Origin of the sequence: Gordonia amicalis NBRC 100051 = JCM 11271 (genome assembly GCF_000332995.1) — a bacterium.
Taxonomy (GTDB): domain Bacteria; phylum Actinomycetota; class Actinomycetes; order Mycobacteriales; family Mycobacteriaceae; genus Gordonia; species Gordonia amicalis.
In genome coordinates, this window is record NZ_BANS01000019.1 from 40210 (window position 1) to 55246 (window position 15037).

Sequence of the window (15037 nt, forward strand, 5' to 3'; positions counted from 1 at the left end):
ACGTGCATGTTGCACTTGTCGCGGGTTCCGATGCGGGACATGCCTTTCCGGCGTTCGCCCTCGCCGAGCGGTTCGCCGCGGCCGGGCATCGGACCACTGTCCACACCGGACTGAACTGGTCGGCCGCCGCGCGTCGCCGTGGCATCGACATCGCCGAGCTCCCGGGTCTCGCGGCCACGGACGACGATGACGACGCCGACGCCGGGGACAAACTCAGCGCCCGCGCGGCACGCATGGCCGATCTGCTCGCGCCCCTGCTGGCGGAGTCCGGTGCCGACCTCGTCGTCTCCGACGTCATCACGGTCTGCGGGGGATGGGCCGCGCAGCTCCGGGGCCTTCCGTGGATCGAGCTGTCGCCGCACCCGCTGTACCTGCCGTCTCGCGGCCTGCCGCCGATCGGTTCGGGGCTCGCCCCGGGAACCGGCATCCGCGGTCGCGTTCGGGACACGCTGATGCGTGCCGCGACCGCGACCTCCATCCGCAAAGGCGAACGGCAGCGTGCTGCGGCACGGCTGTCGATCGGTCTCCCGGCGCACGACGGTGGTCCGTGCGCGCGATTCGTGGCGACGCTGCCGGGGCTCGAGGTGCCGCGGCCCGACTGGCCGGCCGACACCCATCTCATCGGTCCACTCCTGTGGGAACCCACCGACGACCTCTTCGACCGTCCCGACGGCGATGCACCGCTGGTGGTGCTCGCCCCGTCGACGGCGCAGACCGGCGCCCCCGACATGGTCGGTGTGGTCCTCGAGGCGCTGTCCGAGCGGATTCTGGGCCGTCGTGTCCGGGTGGTGGTCTCCGGGCTGCATCGTCCGTCCACCGCGGATCTCGCCCGCTTCGGCGACTCCTCGGCCCCGATCACCGCAGGGCTGGGACGGCAGGACGAGGTGCTGGCCGACGCGCAGGTACTGATCTGCGGCTCCGGTCACGGGATCCTGGCCAAGGCGATGAGCGCCGGGGTTCCGGTCGTCGCAGTACCCGGCGGCGGCGACCAGTGGGAGCTGGCGAACCGTCTCCGGCGCGCGGGTGCCGGCCGAGTGGTCCGCCCGCTCACGGTCGAGGCCGTCGCCGATGCCGTTTGCACCGTTCTCGACGACCCGGAGTGCACCCGGAGCGCACGGCGGATCGGGGCGAGCGGTGCCGACACCGTCGACCCGGTGGCGGTGGCCCACGCCGTCCTGGACCGTGCCGCGTTCCGTAGGGTGGGGCCGTGCGCCTGACCGAGTTCAACGAACTGATGACCACCGAATTCGGTGTGTCCAGGGCGGATTCGATTCTCGTCGACCACGTGCTCACCGAATTCGGTGGACGCACCGGGGCGCAGGCGATCGACGACGGGGTCGACCCGCGCGACGTCTGGGTCGCCATCTGCCGCGACTTCGACGTACCGCGCCGGCGTTGGTGACACGCCCCGCGTGTCACACTTGCCATCGAACACCTGTTCGTTCATCCTGGTGATCAGACGGAACCGTACGGACCGCCGCCGCGTCTGAGGTATGTGGATCGGGAAGCAGTATCGGGCTCGGGAGGGCCGCCGAGACTTGTCGGACCCACGCGATACCTTTCAGACATGAACGCCCGGACCGCACCGACCACCCGCCGGAAATCCGGCTCACAACCGAGGAGAACTCCCATGGCACCTGCGCCTCAAGACCGTGAGAAGGCCCTCGATCTGGCCCTCGCCCAGATCGACAAGAACTTCGGCAAGGGCTCGGTGATGCGCCTGGGCGAGGAGACCCGCCAGCCGATCGAGATCATCCCGACCGGTTCGATCGCACTCGACGTCGCCCTCGGTATCGGTGGTCTGCCCCGCGGCCGCGTCGTCGAGATCTACGGTCCGGAATCCTCGGGTAAGACCACGGTCGCGCTGCACGCCGTCGCGAACGCCCAGGCCCTGGGCGGTATCGCCGCGTTCATCGACGCCGAGCATGCGCTGGACCCCGATTACGCCGCGAAGCTCGGCGTCGACACCGACGCCCTGCTCGTGTCGCAGCCCGACACCGGTGAGCAGGCGCTCGAGATCGCCGACATGCTGATCCGCTCCGGCGCGCTCGACATCCTGGTCATCGACTCGGTGGCCGCACTCGTGCCCAAGGCCGAGATCGAGGGTGAGATGGGCGACAGCCACGTCGGCCTGCAGGCCCGCCTGATGAGCCAGGCGCTGCGCAAGATGACCTCCGCGCTGAACCAGTCGAAGACCACCGCGATCTTCATCAACCAGTTGCGCGAGAAGATCGGCGTGATGTTCGGTTCCCCCGAGACCACGACGGGCGGTAAGGCTCTCAAGTTCTACTCGTCGGTTCGCCTGGATGTCCGCCGTATCGAGACCCTGAAGGACGGCACCGATGCGGTGGGTAACCGTACCCGCGTGAAGGTCGTCAAGAACAAGGTCGCGCCGCCGTTCAAGCAGGCCGAGTTCGACATCCTCTACGGGCAGGGCATCAGCAAGGAGGGCTCACTGATCGACATGGGTGTGGCCGAGGGCTTCATCCGTAAGTCGGGCTCGTGGTTCACCTACGAGGGCGATCAGCTGGGCCAGGGCAAGGAGAATGCCCGCAAATTCCTGCTCGAGAACGTCGACATCCGCGACGAGATCGAGAAGAAGATCAAGGAGAAGCTCGGCATCGGCGCGACCGTCGACGCCGACGACATCGCCCCGGCACCGGTCGAATTCTGATCGGCTCCGCCTGATCCGATATGAACGAGGCATCAAGCCCCGAACCGACGGACCCCGAACGGACGCGCACGCGTCGGGATGACAATCCCGACCGGCGAGGCCCCAGCGCATGGGACTCTGCACTGCGACTGCTCGGGGTCCGTGCGCGTTCACGGCACGAGATGCGGGAGCGGTTGACCCGCAAGGGGTTCGACACGGACACCGTCGACGAGGTGATGGCCCGACTCGACAAGCACCAGTTGCTCGACGACACCGATTTCGCCGCCGAGTGGGTACGCTCCCGCCACCTGAACTCCGGAAAGGGACGCGTGGTGCTGCGTCATGAGCTCCGGACCAAGGGAATCTCCGAGTCGATCATCGCCGAGACCCTCGCCGAGATCGATCCCGACGACGAACGCGAGATCGCGGCCGGACTCGTCGCACGGAAGCTGACGCCGTCGGTCGTCGAACGCGTTGTCGCCGACCGTGCCGAACGAGAGAAGACCCTGCGTCGTCTGGTCGGTTTCCTTGTCCGGCGTGGCTATTCGCAGTCGCTGGCGTTCGACGTGGTGGGGGAGGCGCTCGGCGCACTGGAAGACGCCTGAGGCCTCCCCGTCACTCCGACGGCCTGGCTCAGAGCAGGTTCTCCGACGCGGCCAGTTCGGTCTTCTCCGGGTCGGCCGGCTCGGCGGCCGACCGTCGACCCTGACGCAGACGTCGTTCGACGTAGGTCGCGAGGTTCGAGAGCCCGAAGTTGATGACGATCATGATGATCGCCACCACGATCAGCGCCGGGATGTAGTTGCCGTAGCGGGAGGCCGACAGCAGGCCGCTGCGCACGACCTCCGAGTAGCCGATGATGTAGCCCAGCGCACTGTCCTTGAGTGCCACCACCATCTGCGAGATCAGTGCCGGCATCATCGCGGTGATCGCCTGGGGGAGCAGCACGATGCGCATCATCTGGCTCTTGCGCAGACCGAGCGACATGGATGCCTCGGTCTGGCCCTTGGGCAGCGAGTTGATGCCGGAGCGCAGGATCTCGGCCATCACCGACCCGTTGTAGAGCGTCAGCCCGGTGACCACCGCGGCGAACGCCAGCATCGACGACGGGAATATGCCGTAGATGGCGAACAGGAACCAGGTGAACACCATCAGGATCAGGACCGGGATCGCGCGGAAGACCTCGACGAACACACCCGAGACGGCCCGTACCCAGCGATGATCCGACAGCCGGCCGATGCCGAGGACGGCGCCGAGGATCAGCGAGAACACGATCGAGACGGCGGCCGCCGCCAGAGTGCGCCACAGTCCGGGCAGGATGTAGCCGGTCCAGGTGGACCAGGTGACGAACGGGCTCCACTTCTCGCCGGTGAACTGCTCGTTGGCGGCGAGTACGGAGATCACGTAGATCGCGATCGCCGCGAGGACCGCGATGAACAGGATCGCCATCAGGCGGTTCCGGGCCCGTGCGCGTGGTCCGGGTGCGTCGTACAGGACAGTCGATTCGGCGCTCATCGTTTCACCGCCAGTCGCTTGGCGAGGTAGCCGAAGACGGCCCCCTCGGTGAGGGTGATGATCATGAAGCCCACGGCGATGACGCCGAAGATCACGAACAGCTGGTCGGAGAAGGTCTCGATCTCGGTCTTCATGAGAGCCGCGGCCTCGGCGACACCGATGACCGAGGCGACCGTGGTGTTCTTGGTGAGCGCGATCAGGACGCTGCCCAGCGGGCCGATGACCGATCGGATCGCCTGCGGCAACACGATGACCCCGAACACCTGGGTGAACGACAGACCCAGCGACCGGGCCGCCTCGGCCTGCCCCAGGGGCACGGTGTTGAAGCCGGACCGGAGCGTCTCGCAGACGAAGGTCGACGTGTAGAGGACGAACGCGAGCACCGCGAGCCAGAAGTTGTTGGACTTGATCGTCGGCGCGAAGGTCAGGCCCAGATTCTGGTAGAGACCGATCGCGCAGAACAGCACGACGAGCGTCAGCGGGGTGTTGCGGACCACGTTCACATAGACCCCGGCGAAACCGCGGATCACCGGGACGGGGAAGACCCGCATCGCGGCGAGGGCCGTGCCCCACACCAGCGAACCGATCGCCGAGTAGAAGGTCAGCTGGATCGTCACCCAGAAGGCGGGCCACAGCTGAGGACCCATGCTCTCCCACAGAGAGGCGTCATTCATCGATGGTTCCTCTCACTCGAGTCCGGGCGGGCACGGCTTGGATGGTGAATCGAGGAACTCGAGGTCACCGGGGTCGGGTTTGTAGGGGAACTTGGAGCCGGGGCGATCCGCGCGGGCGATGATCTCGTCCACGTACTCGTTGCCGAGGGCCTCGCGCAGGTCGGCGTTCCATGGTGACTCCCCGAGCCCGGCATCAGAGCTCCCGGCCGGGGTCAGCATGGCGTCGAGGGCCTTGTTGATCGCATCCACGGCGGCTTTGTCGCCGAGAGCGACACCGACGCCGTAGCGCTCGGTCGAGAACGGACTGCCGGCCGTTTTCAAGGCGTCCTTCACGCACGCGTCCTTGAGGTAGGTCATCTCGACGAGCTTGAACTCGTCCTTCCAGAAGTTGGCGTAACCGGCGAGGATCGCCTCGTCGGTCGTCAGGGCGTCGACCTTGTCGCGGCGCAGCGCCTCGACACACGCCGAGTAGGAGTCGTACTCCTGCAGCTGGACCGTCGGCAGCTGGGCCTTCACGTTCTGCGCCGATGTCGAGCCGGTGACCGAACAGAGCTTCTTGCCGTTGTCTAGGTCGGCCAGCTGCTTGATCGAGTTGTCGTCGGCGCGCACCATCAGGCCCTGGTAGGTCTGCAGGTAGGGGCCGCCGAACGACACCTTCTTGGAGCGGCTCGCGTTGATCGAATAGGTGGCGGCGATGAGATCGACCTCACCGTTGTCGATCATCGCCTCGCGACGGGCCGACGGCGTCTCCCGCCAGGTGATCTCCGGGTGGTCCACGCCGAGGTCGTCGGCGATCGAATTGACCACATACGTGGCGACCGAGGCGTCGAAGCCGGTGACGTTGCCGTTCGGCTCGTAGAGCCCGAGCCCCGGCTGGTCGAACTTGACGCCCAGGACCACCGAACCGTCGCGGATCGAGTTCAACAGGCTGCGGGGCTCGGTGCTCCCGCAGGCCGACAGCAGTCCGGTCAGCAGTGCCCCGACCGCGAGAAGCAGTCCGGCACGACGCCATCGGGACAAGTGTTGATGTGTGTGTGTGGTGTGGTGTGGCTCATCCGCATCTCAGTGCCCCAGGATCTTGCCGAGGAAGTCGCGTGCTCGGTCGGTCTTGGGGGCGGTGAAGAAGGTGTCGGGTTCGGAGTCCTCGATGATCGCGCCGTCGGCCATGAAGATCACCCGATCGGCTGCCTTGCGGGCGAAGCCCATCTCATGGGTCACGACCAGCATCGTCATGCCCTCCTTGGCAAGGGAGACCATCACGTCGAGCACCTCGTTGACCATCTCCGGGTCGAGCGCCGACGTCGGCTCGTCGAACAGCATGATCTTCGGGTCCATCGCGAGGGAGCGGGCGATGGCGACACGCTGCTGCTGGCCCCCGGACAGCTGGGCCGGGTACTTGTCCTTCTGGCTCGCGATGCCGACCCGCTCGAGCAGTTCGAGTGCGCGCTTGTCGGCGTCGGCCTTGGACTTCTTGCGCACCTTCGTCGGTGCGAGGGTCACATTCTCGAGAATCGTCTTGTGCGAGAACAGGTTGAAGGACTGGAACACCATGCCGACATCGGCGCGCAGTCGCGCGAGATCCTTGCCCTCGGCCGGCAGGACCTGACCCTCGACCCGGATCTCGCCCTCATCGATCGGCTCGAGCCGGTTGATGGTCCGGCACAGCGTCGACTTGCCCGACCCGGATGGACCGAGGACCACCACCACCTGTCCGGCGGGAACCTCGAGGTCGATGTCCTTGAGTACGTGCAGCGAACCGAAGTGCTTCTGCACCCCGCGCATCGCGATCATCGGCTGGGACCCTGGGCCCGCGGACTTGCTCGGCGAAACGGTCATTCGTGAACCCTAACCAAATCCGTGCCATCGAGTCGCGCAGGTGACGCCGAATCGGCGATTTGCGTCGGCCCCGTACCCTGGTAGGAGTGAGTATCGAGTTGTCGGATCGGCCTGACGAGGCTGCATCAGCCCAGTCACCCCGCAGCTATCAGGTCCGGACCTATGGCTGCCAGATGAACGTCCACGACTCCGAACGCATCTCCGGTCTTCTCGAGGACGCGGGATACGTCCGTGCGGCCGAGGACGACGACGCCGATCTGGTCGTCTTCAACACCTGCGCGATCCGCGAGAACGCCGACAACAAGCTCTACGGCAACCTTTCGCATCTCGCGCCGGTGAAGACCAGCCGTCCGGGCATGCAGATCGCCGTCGGTGGATGCCTCGCGCAGAAGGACAAGGACACCGTCGTCGCCAAGGCGCCGTGGGTCGACGTCGTGTTCGGCACCCACAACATCGGCTCGCTGCCGGCGCTGCTCGACCGTGCCCGTCACAACGCGGAAGCGCAGGTCGAGATCCTCGACTCCCTCGAACGATTCCCTTCGACGCTGCCCGCCAAGCGCGACTCGGCCTACTCCGGCTGGGTCTCGGTGTCGGTGGGCTGCAACAACACGTGCACCTTCTGCATCGTGCCGTCGCTGCGCGGCAAGGAGGTCGACCGACGACCCGGTGACGTACTCGCCGAGGTCCAGGCGCTCGTCGACCAGGGCGTCGTCGAGGTGACCCTGCTCGGTCAGAACGTCAACGCGTACGGCATGTCCTTCGCCGATCCCGACCAGCCCCGCAACCGCGGCGCCTTCGCCGAGTTGCTGCGGGCCTGCGGGACCATCGAGGGGCTCGAACGGGTCCGCTTCACCTCGCCGCATCCGGCCGAGTTCACCGACGACGTGATCGAGGCGATGGCGCAGACCCCCAACGTGTGCCCGCAGCTGCACATGCCACTGCAGTCCGGCTCCGATCGCATCCTGCGCGCCATGCGCCGCAGCTACCGCCAGACCAGATTCCTCGGCATCCTCGACAAGGTCCGTGAGGCGATGCCGCACGCGGCGATCACCACCGACATCATCGTCGGGTTCCCGGGAGAGACCGAGGAGGACTTCCAGGCGACCCTCGACGTCGTCGAACGTGCGCGGTTCTCCAGCGCTTTCACCTTCCAGTACTCGCCGCGTCCCGGGACGCCGGCCGCGACGATGCCCGACCAGGTGCCGGCCGAGGTCGTCGGCGAGCGCTACCAGCGCCTCATCGCCCTGCAGGAGCGGATCTGCCTGTCCGAGAACGAATCCCTGACCGGCACCGAGGTGGAGCTGCTCGTCGTCGCCGACGAGGGACGCAAGTCCGCCAAGACCCGGCGCATGACCGGTCGCGCGCGTGACGGACGCCTGGTGCACTTCGCGCCCGGCGACGTCGCCTCCGGGATCCGTCCCGGCGACGTGGTCCACACCGTCGTGACCGCGGCCGCGCCGCACCACCTGATCGCCGACGCCGGGGTGCTCTCGCACCGCCGCACGCGCGCCGGCGACGCCTACGAGCAGAGCCGCACGCCGACCACGGCGCCCGTCGGGGTGGGCCTCGGTCTGCCGACTGTTGGTCCCCCCGCACCCGCGCCCGCGCCGACCGCCGACGCCGGATGCGGCAGCGCGTGCGGTGGCTGAGCGTGCACGAACTCGAGATCGAAACAAAGTGAGGCGATGACGATGTCCGAGGACCCGTTCAAGGAGTATGAGAGCGATCTCCGCAAGGCGGAGCGTCGTGTGGCCGGTGAGATCGACCCCGGAGCCCGCGCGGTCGTCGTGGCCGTCGCCGTGTTGCTCGCCATGGTGTCGCTGGTCCTGCCGCACACGGGCTCCGTGACCGGTCTCGAGGTGCTGTCCCTGACACCCGAGGCAGCGGCCGAACGAGTCACCATCGTGTCGAAGATCTTCGTCTACCTGGTGGCGATCTTCGGCATCGCGATGTCGATGCTCGCGCTGCTGACCCGCCGATGGGTTCTGGCGTGGATCGCGTTGTGCGGCTGTGCGATCGCCTGCGTGGCGGGCATGCTCGCGTGGTGGTCGCGCAACACCCCCGGCGTCGGTGGCGTCGAACCCCCGTCGGGTGTGGGCATCGGCCTGATCCTCGGCTGGATCGCGGTCTTCGTCCTCACCTTCCACTGGTCGCGCGTGGTGTGGGCGCGTTCGTCCTACCACCTGGCGATGGAGGCCGAGCGTCGCAGGCAGGCCGCCGAGCAGGAGGCCTACGCCTCCGCGCTCTACCGCAAGGACCCCGACGACCAGTCCTGAACGATCGGCTCCGTAAGCTCCGCTCCCTGAGGAGGCCCGGAGCCTGCGGAGGGCGTCAGCGGTCGGTCACGGCGCTCTGGGCGGCCACGGCCCACTCGCGCCACTGTGCAGCCTGTTCCCGCAGAGACGCCGCATCGCGGTCCTTGCCGCGTTCGGCTGCCTTGCGGGCCTGCTCCTCGAACTGTGCGGCGCGATCCGCGAACTGGGCGGCACGGGCCTGGGCCTCGGGGTCGGTGCGCTGCCATTGCGCGTCTTCGGCGTCGCGGATGCGCTTCTCGAGAGCACGCGCGCGTGCCTCCAGCGAGTGCATCTGATCGCGCGGCACCTTGCCGATCTCATCCCACTTGTCTCGGAACGCCCGGAACTCACGGCGTGCGCCGTCCAGGTCGGCGGACGGGTTGATGGCGCGCTCGGCGGCGTCGAGCAGCGCGATCTTGGCGGTCGCATTGGCGGCGAACTCGGCGTCGCGTTCGGAGGTCGCGGCGTTGCGGGCATTGAAGAAGACGTCCTGGGCGGCCTTGAATCGCTGCCACAGGGCTTCGTCGGTGTCGCGGGGGGCGCGGCCGGCGGCCTTCCACTCACCCAGGAGTTCGCGGAACTTCGCCGAGGTGGGGCCCCATTCGGTCGACGAGGACAGTTCCTCGGCGCGGGCGATCAGCGCCTCTTTGCGTTCCTTGGCGCCCGCTCGTTCGCGGTCGAGTTCGGCGAAGTGCGCACCGCGGCGGCGATTGAAGGCATCGCGTGCCTTCGCGTAGCGCTTCCACAGGGCGTCGTCGGTCTTGCGATCGATGCCCTTGATCGCCTTCCACTCGTCGAGGATCTCGCGGAGCCGGTCGCCGGCACTCTTCCAGTTGGTGGCCTCGGCGCCGATCTGTTCGGCCTCGGTGGCGAGGGTCTCCTTGCGGGCGATGGCGGCGGCGCGGGTCTTCTCGCGCTCGGCGCGCAGCGACTCGGCGACCTCGTCGGCGCTGCCCACGATCGCCTCCAGCCGCCGCTGCAGCGCGGCGACGTCGCCGATGACATGGGCGTTGGGCAGATCGTCGAGCAGGTGCTTGGCCGCCGCCTGCGCCTTGCGCGGATCACCCGAGCGTGCGCTGAGGCGTTCCTCGAGGATCTCGACCTCGGTGGCGAGATCGTCGAAGCGGCGCGCGAAGTGGGCGAGACCCTCTTCGATCGTGCCGGCCTGCCACTGGCCGATCTCGCGCTCACCGTCGGCGGTCTTGAGCCAGACCACACCCGAGGAGTCGATCCGGCCGTAGCGGTGCGGGTCGCCGGCGCTGATGTGCGGAACGACAGGTTCGTGGGCTCCCGGCCGCGGGCCCGGCTTGGGGCGGGGGCCGGGTTTGGGTCCGGGCTTCGGCCCCGGCGCGCCCGTCTGGGGTGCCTGGGTGGCCGCGGAGGGATCGGTCGGGTGGGTCATCTGCACAAGTCCTGCCGCTCATTGGTGCCGCGCGTCACGGCTGCCGGTCGCTGGGTCGGTTCTCGCCGGGCATCGTAACGCCGCGGCGACAGCCGACAGTACGGATCCATTCAAGCAGTTCAGGCGCGTGCATGTGGCGTGCGTGCCGGCTTGCCGACATCCGTGTCGGGGTTCGGCCGTCGGCGGCCGCGCCCGGTTCGACTAGCGTCGTGGTGTGCTTGCGGCCGTCGTCTTCGTACCGAGTGCCCCGTTGCTGGTACCCGAGTTGACCGGTCCGTCGGCGTTCGACACCGAACCCGTGCGATCGGCGGTCGGTGATGCCCTCGCCGACGCCGCGGCGACCGGGATCGACAGGTGGGTCGTGGTCGGTGCGACCGACGACCCGGTGGCCGGGCCGGTCGCCGAGGCGGAATCGGGCAGTTTCGCCCGCTTCGGGGTCGATCTCCGGGTGAGCCTGGGCAGTGTCGGGCCGGACGCCGAGACCGGCCCCCGGATGAGCCTGTCGGGGCTGATCGGTGCCTGGCTGCGGGAGTCGGCGTCGCTGGGCCCGATGACCGCGTTCATCGTCGGCCGGGAGACGACGCCTCGTGAGTGCGCCGCGATCGGTGCGGATCTCGCCGCGCGGCTGGGCGAGTCGTCCGAGCGCGTCGGACTCCTCGTGGTCGGCGACGGCTCGACCGCGCTGACGCCCAAGGCGCCGGGCGGTGGTCGACGGGACTCCGCGGTCGCCCTCAACAAGGCGATCGTCGCCGCGATCGGCGGCGCCGACACGGCAACCCTGGCCGCACTCGAAGCCGGACCCTGTGACACCGAGGGGGTCGGCGGCCGGGTGGCGTGGCAGGTCGTCGCGGCCGCAGTCGAGAACTCCGGTTCCACCCTCGTCGCGAAGACGGGCTACGCCGACGCGCCGTTCGGTGTCGGCTACGTCGTCGCGACATGGACCGTCACCGGTGATCCGGCATGAGCGATCACTCGGCACCGCGGCCGATCATGGTCGTCGGTCCGACGGCGTGCGGGAAATCCGACCTCGCCCTCGACCTGGCCGAGCGGCTGGACGGGGAGATCATCAACATCGACGCCATGCAGCAGTACCGCGGCATGGACATCGGGACCGCCAAGGTGCCCGTCGCCAACCGCCGCGGCATCGTGCATCACCAGATCGACGTCCTCGACGTGACCGAGGTGGCCACCGTCGCCCGGTATCAGCAGGCTGCCTCCGCCGACGTGGAGCGTCTCCTCCACGCGGGGCGCATACCGGTGATCGTCGGCGGATCGATGATGTACATCCAGGGACTGCTCGACAACTGGCAGTTCCCGGCGACCGATCCCGAGGTTCGCGGCCGCTACGAGGAGATGCTCGCCGAGCGCGGTGTCGCCGAGATGCACCGCTTGCTCGCCTCGGTCGATCCGGCGGCGGCCGCCACCATTCTCGACACCGACGGTCGGCGCATCGTCCGTGCGCTCGAGGTGGTCGAACTGACCGGGCAGCCGTTCGCGGCATCGCAGCCGACGATCGGTGAACCCCGTTGGGGTACCACGATTCTCGCGCTCGACCGGGAGACCGTCGAACTCGACGACCGGATCGCGCGGCGTACCCGGCTGATGTTCGAGACCGGTCTGGCCGACGAGGTCGAGGCCCTGTGCGCCGCCGGACTGCGAGAAGGGCGGACGGCGTCGCAGGCGATCGGGTACAAACAGGTCCTCGCGGCACTCGACGGTGAGTACGACATGGCGCAGGCCGAGGAACTCACCTTCATCGGCACCCGCCGGTACGTGCGCAGGCAGCGGTCGTGGTTCCGGCGCGATCACCGCGCCGTCTGGCTCGACGCTGCCGCCCCCGATCTCGCCGACCGTGCCCTCGCGGCCGCCGCCGTGTGAGATCACCGGCAGCTGACGCTCTGCGGGACAAGTAGTCTGGTGCCCGTGAGTTCTCACCAGACCGGTCTGCGCTTCGTGAAGGGGCACGGCACCCAGAACGATTTCGTCGTGCTCGCCGACCCGGCCGCCGAACTGACCCTCGACACCGAGATGGTCGCGGCGCTGTGCGATCGTCAGCGGGGCATCGGGGCCGACGGACTGCTCCGCGTGGCGCGCACGGGTGCGCTCGTCGAACGCGGCGTCCTCGCCGCCCTTCCCGACGGGGTCGCGGCCGACGACTGGTTCATGGATTACCGCAACGGGGACGGCTCGATCGCCGAGATGTGCGGCAACGGGGTCCGGGTCTTCGCCCACTTCGTCCGCGCCACCGGACTCACCGCCACCGACGCCTTCACCGTGGGATCGCGCGCCGGTGCGCGGCCGGTGATCATCCACCACTTCGACGACGTGCACGCCGAGGTCACCGTGGAGATGGGCGTCGCGCGCCTCGACGGCACCTCGGTGGTGCGGATCGGTGACGACGTCTACCCGGGTGCCAAGGTCGACGTCGGCAACCCGCACCTGGCGTGCGTGGTCGCCGATCTCACCGCCGACGACCTCGCGGCCGTCGACTTCACCGCCGGAGTGGTCATCGAACCGGGCGACTTCCCGAACGGGGCCAATGTCGAGTTGCTGACCCCACCGGTCGAGGACGTCGACGGGCGCCTGTATGCACGGATGCGGGTCTTCGAACGCGGCGTCGGCGAGACGCGCAGTTGCGGAACGGGCCTGGTCGCGGCCACGCGAGCGGCTCTCGATGCACGCGGTCAGGACACCGGTGAACTGCGCATCGGCATCCCGGGCGGCGAGGTCACCGTGACCATCCGGCCCGACGGCTCCACCCTGCGCGGGCCCTCCATGCTGGTCGCCGACGGTGTCCTGCGACCCGGTTGGGATCGCTGAGCCGATAATCACGTGCTGAGCAGGGGTCGGACGTGAGACCATGGATCCCGTATGACCGAATCATCAGCACAGATCCTTTCCTCAGCGGACCTCGACGATCGCACCGGTGACATCCGGGACGACGATCCGACGGTCGGCGAACTCCAACTCTCCGAGCGCGCGTCACTGCAGCGCGTCGCCGGACTCTCCACCGAACTCACCGACGTCACCGAGGTCGAGTACCGGCAGCTCCGTCTCGAGAAGGTGGTCCTCGTCGGTGTCTGGACCGAGGGCAGCGCCGCCTCGGCCAAGGCCAACATGGCCGAACTCGCGGCCCTGGCCGAGACCGCCGGCTCGCAGGTCCTCGACGCGGTGATCCAGCGTCGCTCCAAACCGGACTCGGCCACCTACATCGGCAGCGGCAAGGCCGACGAACTCCGCGAGATCGTCCTCTCGACCGGCGCCGACACCGTCATCTGCGACGGTGAGCTCACCCCGGCGCAGCTCACCGCGCTGGAGAAGGTCGTCAAGGTCAAGGTCATCGACCGTACCGCGCTGATCCTCGACATCTTCGCCCAGCACGCCACATCCCGGGAGGGCAAGGCGCAGGTCTCGCTCGCGCAGATGGAGTACATGCTCCCGCGCCTGCGTGGTTGGGGTGAGTCGATGTCCCGCCAGGCCGGCGGCCGTGCCGGCAGCAACGGCGGCGTGGGCCTGCGTGGTCCCGGTGAGACCAAGATCGAGACCGACCGCCGTCGCATCCGTGAGCGGATGGCCAAGCTGCGGCGCGAGATCCGCGACATGAAGAAGGCGCGCACCACCAAACGTGCGGCGCGCCATCGTTCGTCGATCCCGTCGATCACGGTCGCCGGCTACACCAACGCCGGCAAGTCGAGTCTCGTCAACGCCATGACCGGCGCCGGCGTCCTCGTCCAGGACGCGCTGTTCGCGACCCTCGACCCGACAACCCGGCGCGCCACCCTCGACGACGGCCGGGCCGTGGTCTTCACCGACACCGTCGGTTTCGTCCGCCACCTGCCGACCCAGCTCGTCGAGGCGTTCCGGTCGACGCTCGAAGAGGTCGTCGACGCCGATCTCCTCCTGCATGTGGTCGACGGGTCGGACCCGTTCCCGATGGAACAGATCTCGGCCGTCCGTCAGGTCATCGGCGAGATCGTCGCCGAGGAGAAGGTCGAGGCGCCACCGGAACTGTTGGTCATCAACAAGATCGACGCGATCGACGGCAACCGGCTCACCGAGCTGCGCGGCGCGGTGGGTGCCGACGCGGTCTTCGTCTCGGCACGCACCGGTGAGGGACTGCCCGAACTGTTCGACCGGGTCCGCGAGTTCGTGGGCCGCGAGGACGTCGAACTCACCATCGAGGTGCCGTTCTCGCGCGGCGACATCGTCTCGCGGATCCACAGCGAGGGCGAGATCCTCGACTCCGAGCACACCGAGTCGGGCACCACCATGAAGGTCCGCGTCCCGGCCGCTTTCGCGGGCGAGATCGCGGACCTCACGGTGTAGACCTGCTCAGCCGGGGTCCGTTCAGTCGGCATCCAGATCGGTCTCGACGAGGGTGACGATCTTGTCGAGCGCAGCCTGATCCTCGGCGGTGACCACTACCTTGGCGCCCTTCTCGGCGCCGAGGGTCATGATCATCAGTGCCGAACCGGCGTCGACCGGGTCGCCGCCCTCGAGTTCGAGGGTCACGGTGCTGCCGGAGTCGGCGACGGCCTCGGCGATGATCGTGGCCGGCCGGGCGTGCAGGCCGACGGCCGATCCGACGGTGGCGGTGGTGCTGGGCATGGTGCCTCCTGTGTTGCTGGGATATCCGGTTGTCGTGCTGGATGAAACGTCGGGT

At 68.4% G+C, this 15037-nt stretch carries 16 protein-coding genes; 10 read left to right on the forward strand and 6 right to left on the reverse strand.

The window, feature by feature from the left end; translation table 11 throughout:
- The first annotated feature begins 2 nt into the window (after nucleotides 1-2).
- The 4 genes from GOAMI_RS10385 to GOAMI_RS10400 all read left to right on the forward strand — a co-directional run bounded on the left by GOAMI_RS10385 (nucleotide 3) and on the right by GOAMI_RS10400 (nucleotide 3258).
- Nucleotides 3-1217: a glycosyltransferase gene (locus GOAMI_RS10385; protein WP_006436450.1), complete on the forward strand. Its 1215-nt coding sequence runs from the start codon at nucleotides 3-5 to the stop codon at nucleotides 1215-1217.
- Complete coding sequence (locus GOAMI_RS10390; RefSeq protein ID WP_006436451.1) at nucleotides 1208-1402, forward strand: DUF3046 domain-containing protein; 195 nt, start codon at nucleotides 1208-1210, stop codon at nucleotides 1400-1402. Before GOAMI_RS10385 ends, GOAMI_RS10390 begins: the two co-directional genes overlap by 10 nt.
- A gap of 228 nt (nucleotides 1403-1630) precedes the next feature.
- Nucleotides 1631-2674: a recombinase RecA gene (recA, locus tag GOAMI_RS10395; RefSeq protein WP_006436452.1), complete on the forward strand. Its 1044-nt coding sequence runs from the start codon at nucleotides 1631-1633 to the stop codon at nucleotides 2672-2674.
- 20 nt (nucleotides 2675-2694) lie between these two features.
- Nucleotides 2695-3258, forward strand: coding sequence for a regulatory protein RecX (locus GOAMI_RS10400; protein ID WP_006436453.1), 564 nt, complete (start codon nucleotides 2695-2697; stop codon nucleotides 3256-3258).
- A gap of 28 nt (nucleotides 3259-3286) precedes the next feature.
- Here GOAMI_RS10400 and GOAMI_RS10405 read toward each other — a convergent pair whose 3' ends face one another.
- From GOAMI_RS10405 to gluA, 4 genes are read right to left on the reverse strand one after another with little or no spacing between them, the layout of a single operon-like run.
- A complete protein-coding gene (locus GOAMI_RS10405; RefSeq protein WP_006436454.1) occupies nucleotides 3287-4168 on the reverse strand; it encodes an amino acid ABC transporter permease in 882 nt (293 codons plus the stop codon).
- Nucleotides 4165-4842: an amino acid ABC transporter permease gene (locus GOAMI_RS10410; RefSeq protein ID WP_006436455.1), complete on the reverse strand. Its 678-nt coding sequence runs from the start codon at nucleotides 4840-4842 to the stop codon at nucleotides 4165-4167. The genes GOAMI_RS10405 and GOAMI_RS10410 overlap by 4 nt, the downstream gene beginning before the upstream one ends.
- A gap of 12 nt (nucleotides 4843-4854) precedes the next feature.
- A complete protein-coding gene (locus GOAMI_RS10415) occupies nucleotides 4855-5862 on the reverse strand; it encodes a glutamate ABC transporter substrate-binding protein (RefSeq protein WP_006436456.1) in 1008 nt (335 codons plus the stop codon).
- A gap of 42 nt (nucleotides 5863-5904) precedes the next feature.
- Complete coding sequence (gene gluA, locus GOAMI_RS10420; protein ID WP_024498485.1) at nucleotides 5905-6633, reverse strand: glutamate ABC transporter ATP-binding protein GluA; 729 nt, start codon at nucleotides 6631-6633, stop codon at nucleotides 5905-5907.
- Between the two features lie 143 nt (nucleotides 6634-6776).
- Between gluA and miaB the strand changes: the two genes are divergently transcribed.
- Nucleotides 6777-8327 (forward strand): tRNA (N6-isopentenyl adenosine(37)-C2)-methylthiotransferase MiaB, encoded by a 1551-nt coding sequence (gene miaB / locus GOAMI_RS10425; RefSeq protein ID WP_006436458.1) that lies wholly within the window; start codon nucleotides 6777-6779, stop codon nucleotides 8325-8327.
- 36 nt (nucleotides 8328-8363) lie between these two features.
- The gene (locus GOAMI_RS10430; RefSeq protein ID WP_006436459.1) at nucleotides 8364-8954 is read left to right on the forward strand and encodes an Rv2732c family membrane protein; all 591 of its coding nucleotides are present in this window, start codon (nucleotides 8364-8366) and stop codon (nucleotides 8952-8954) included.
- Between the two features lie 55 nt (nucleotides 8955-9009).
- On the opposite strand, the gene GOAMI_RS10435 is transcribed toward GOAMI_RS10430, so the two are convergent.
- Nucleotides 9010-10374: a DUF349 domain-containing protein gene (locus GOAMI_RS10435; RefSeq protein WP_174324726.1), complete on the reverse strand. Its 1365-nt coding sequence runs from the start codon at nucleotides 10372-10374 to the stop codon at nucleotides 9010-9012.
- Nucleotides 10375-10588: 214 nt separating this feature from the next.
- Between GOAMI_RS10435 and GOAMI_RS10440 the strand changes: the two genes are divergently transcribed.
- The 4 genes from GOAMI_RS10440 to hflX are packed head-to-tail and all read left to right on the forward strand — an operon-like array spanning nucleotide 10589 to nucleotide 14700.
- Nucleotides 10589-11338 carry a class III extradiol ring-cleavage dioxygenase family protein gene (locus tag GOAMI_RS10440; protein WP_006436461.1) on the forward strand — a complete coding sequence of 250 codons (750 nt, stop codon included), beginning with the start codon at nucleotides 10589-10591 and terminating at the stop codon, nucleotides 11336-11338.
- Entirely contained in the window at nucleotides 11335-12252 is a 918-nt protein-coding gene (gene miaA, locus GOAMI_RS10445) for a tRNA (adenosine(37)-N6)-dimethylallyltransferase MiaA (RefSeq protein ID WP_006436462.1), read from the forward strand. The genes GOAMI_RS10440 and miaA overlap by 4 nt, the downstream gene beginning before the upstream one ends.
- A gap of 39 nt (nucleotides 12253-12291) precedes the next feature.
- Complete coding sequence (gene dapF / locus GOAMI_RS10450; RefSeq protein WP_006436463.1) at nucleotides 12292-13194, forward strand: diaminopimelate epimerase; 903 nt, start codon at nucleotides 12292-12294, stop codon at nucleotides 13192-13194.
- Between the two features lie 51 nt (nucleotides 13195-13245).
- Nucleotides 13246-14700 carry a GTPase HflX gene (gene hflX / locus GOAMI_RS10455; RefSeq protein WP_006436464.1) on the forward strand — a complete coding sequence of 485 codons (1455 nt, stop codon included), beginning with the start codon at nucleotides 13246-13248 and terminating at the stop codon, nucleotides 14698-14700.
- A gap of 21 nt (nucleotides 14701-14721) precedes the next feature.
- On the opposite strand, the gene GOAMI_RS10460 is transcribed toward hflX, so the two are convergent.
- Entirely contained in the window at nucleotides 14722-14982 is a 261-nt protein-coding gene (locus tag GOAMI_RS10460; protein WP_006436465.1) for an HPr family phosphocarrier protein, read from the reverse strand.
- Nucleotides 14983-15037 lie beyond the last annotated feature (55 nt).

Coding starts and splice junctions, on each gene's coding strand:
- hflX (WP_006436464.1), top strand. CDS start 13,246: ATGACCGAATCATCAGCACAGATCCTTTCCTCAGCGGACCTCGACGAT.
- gluA (WP_024498485.1), bottom strand. CDS start 6,633: ATGATCGCGATGCGCGGGGTGCAGAAGCACTTCGGTTCGCTGCACGTA.
- GOAMI_RS10405 (WP_006436454.1), bottom strand. CDS start 4,168: ATGAGCGCCGAATCGACTGTCCTGTACGACGCACCCGGACCACGCGCA.
- GOAMI_RS10400 (WP_006436453.1), top strand. CDS start 2,695: ATGAACGAGGCATCAAGCCCCGAACCGACGGACCCCGAACGGACGCGC.
- GOAMI_RS10460 (WP_006436465.1), bottom strand. CDS start 14,982: ATGCCCAGCACCACCGCCACCGTCGGATCGGCCGTCGGCCTGCACGCC.
- GOAMI_RS10430 (WP_006436459.1), top strand. CDS start 8,364: ATGACGATGTCCGAGGACCCGTTCAAGGAGTATGAGAGCGATCTCCGC.
- GOAMI_RS10435 (WP_174324726.1), bottom strand. CDS start 10,374: ATGACCCACCCGACCGATCCCTCCGCGGCCACCCAGGCACCCCAGACG.
- GOAMI_RS10410 (WP_006436455.1), bottom strand. CDS start 4,842: ATGAATGACGCCTCTCTGTGGGAGAGCATGGGTCCTCAGCTGTGGCCC.
- miaA (WP_006436462.1), top strand. CDS start 11,335: ATGAGCGATCACTCGGCACCGCGGCCGATCATGGTCGTCGGTCCGACG.
- recA (WP_006436452.1), top strand. CDS start 1,631: ATGGCACCTGCGCCTCAAGACCGTGAGAAGGCCCTCGATCTGGCCCTC.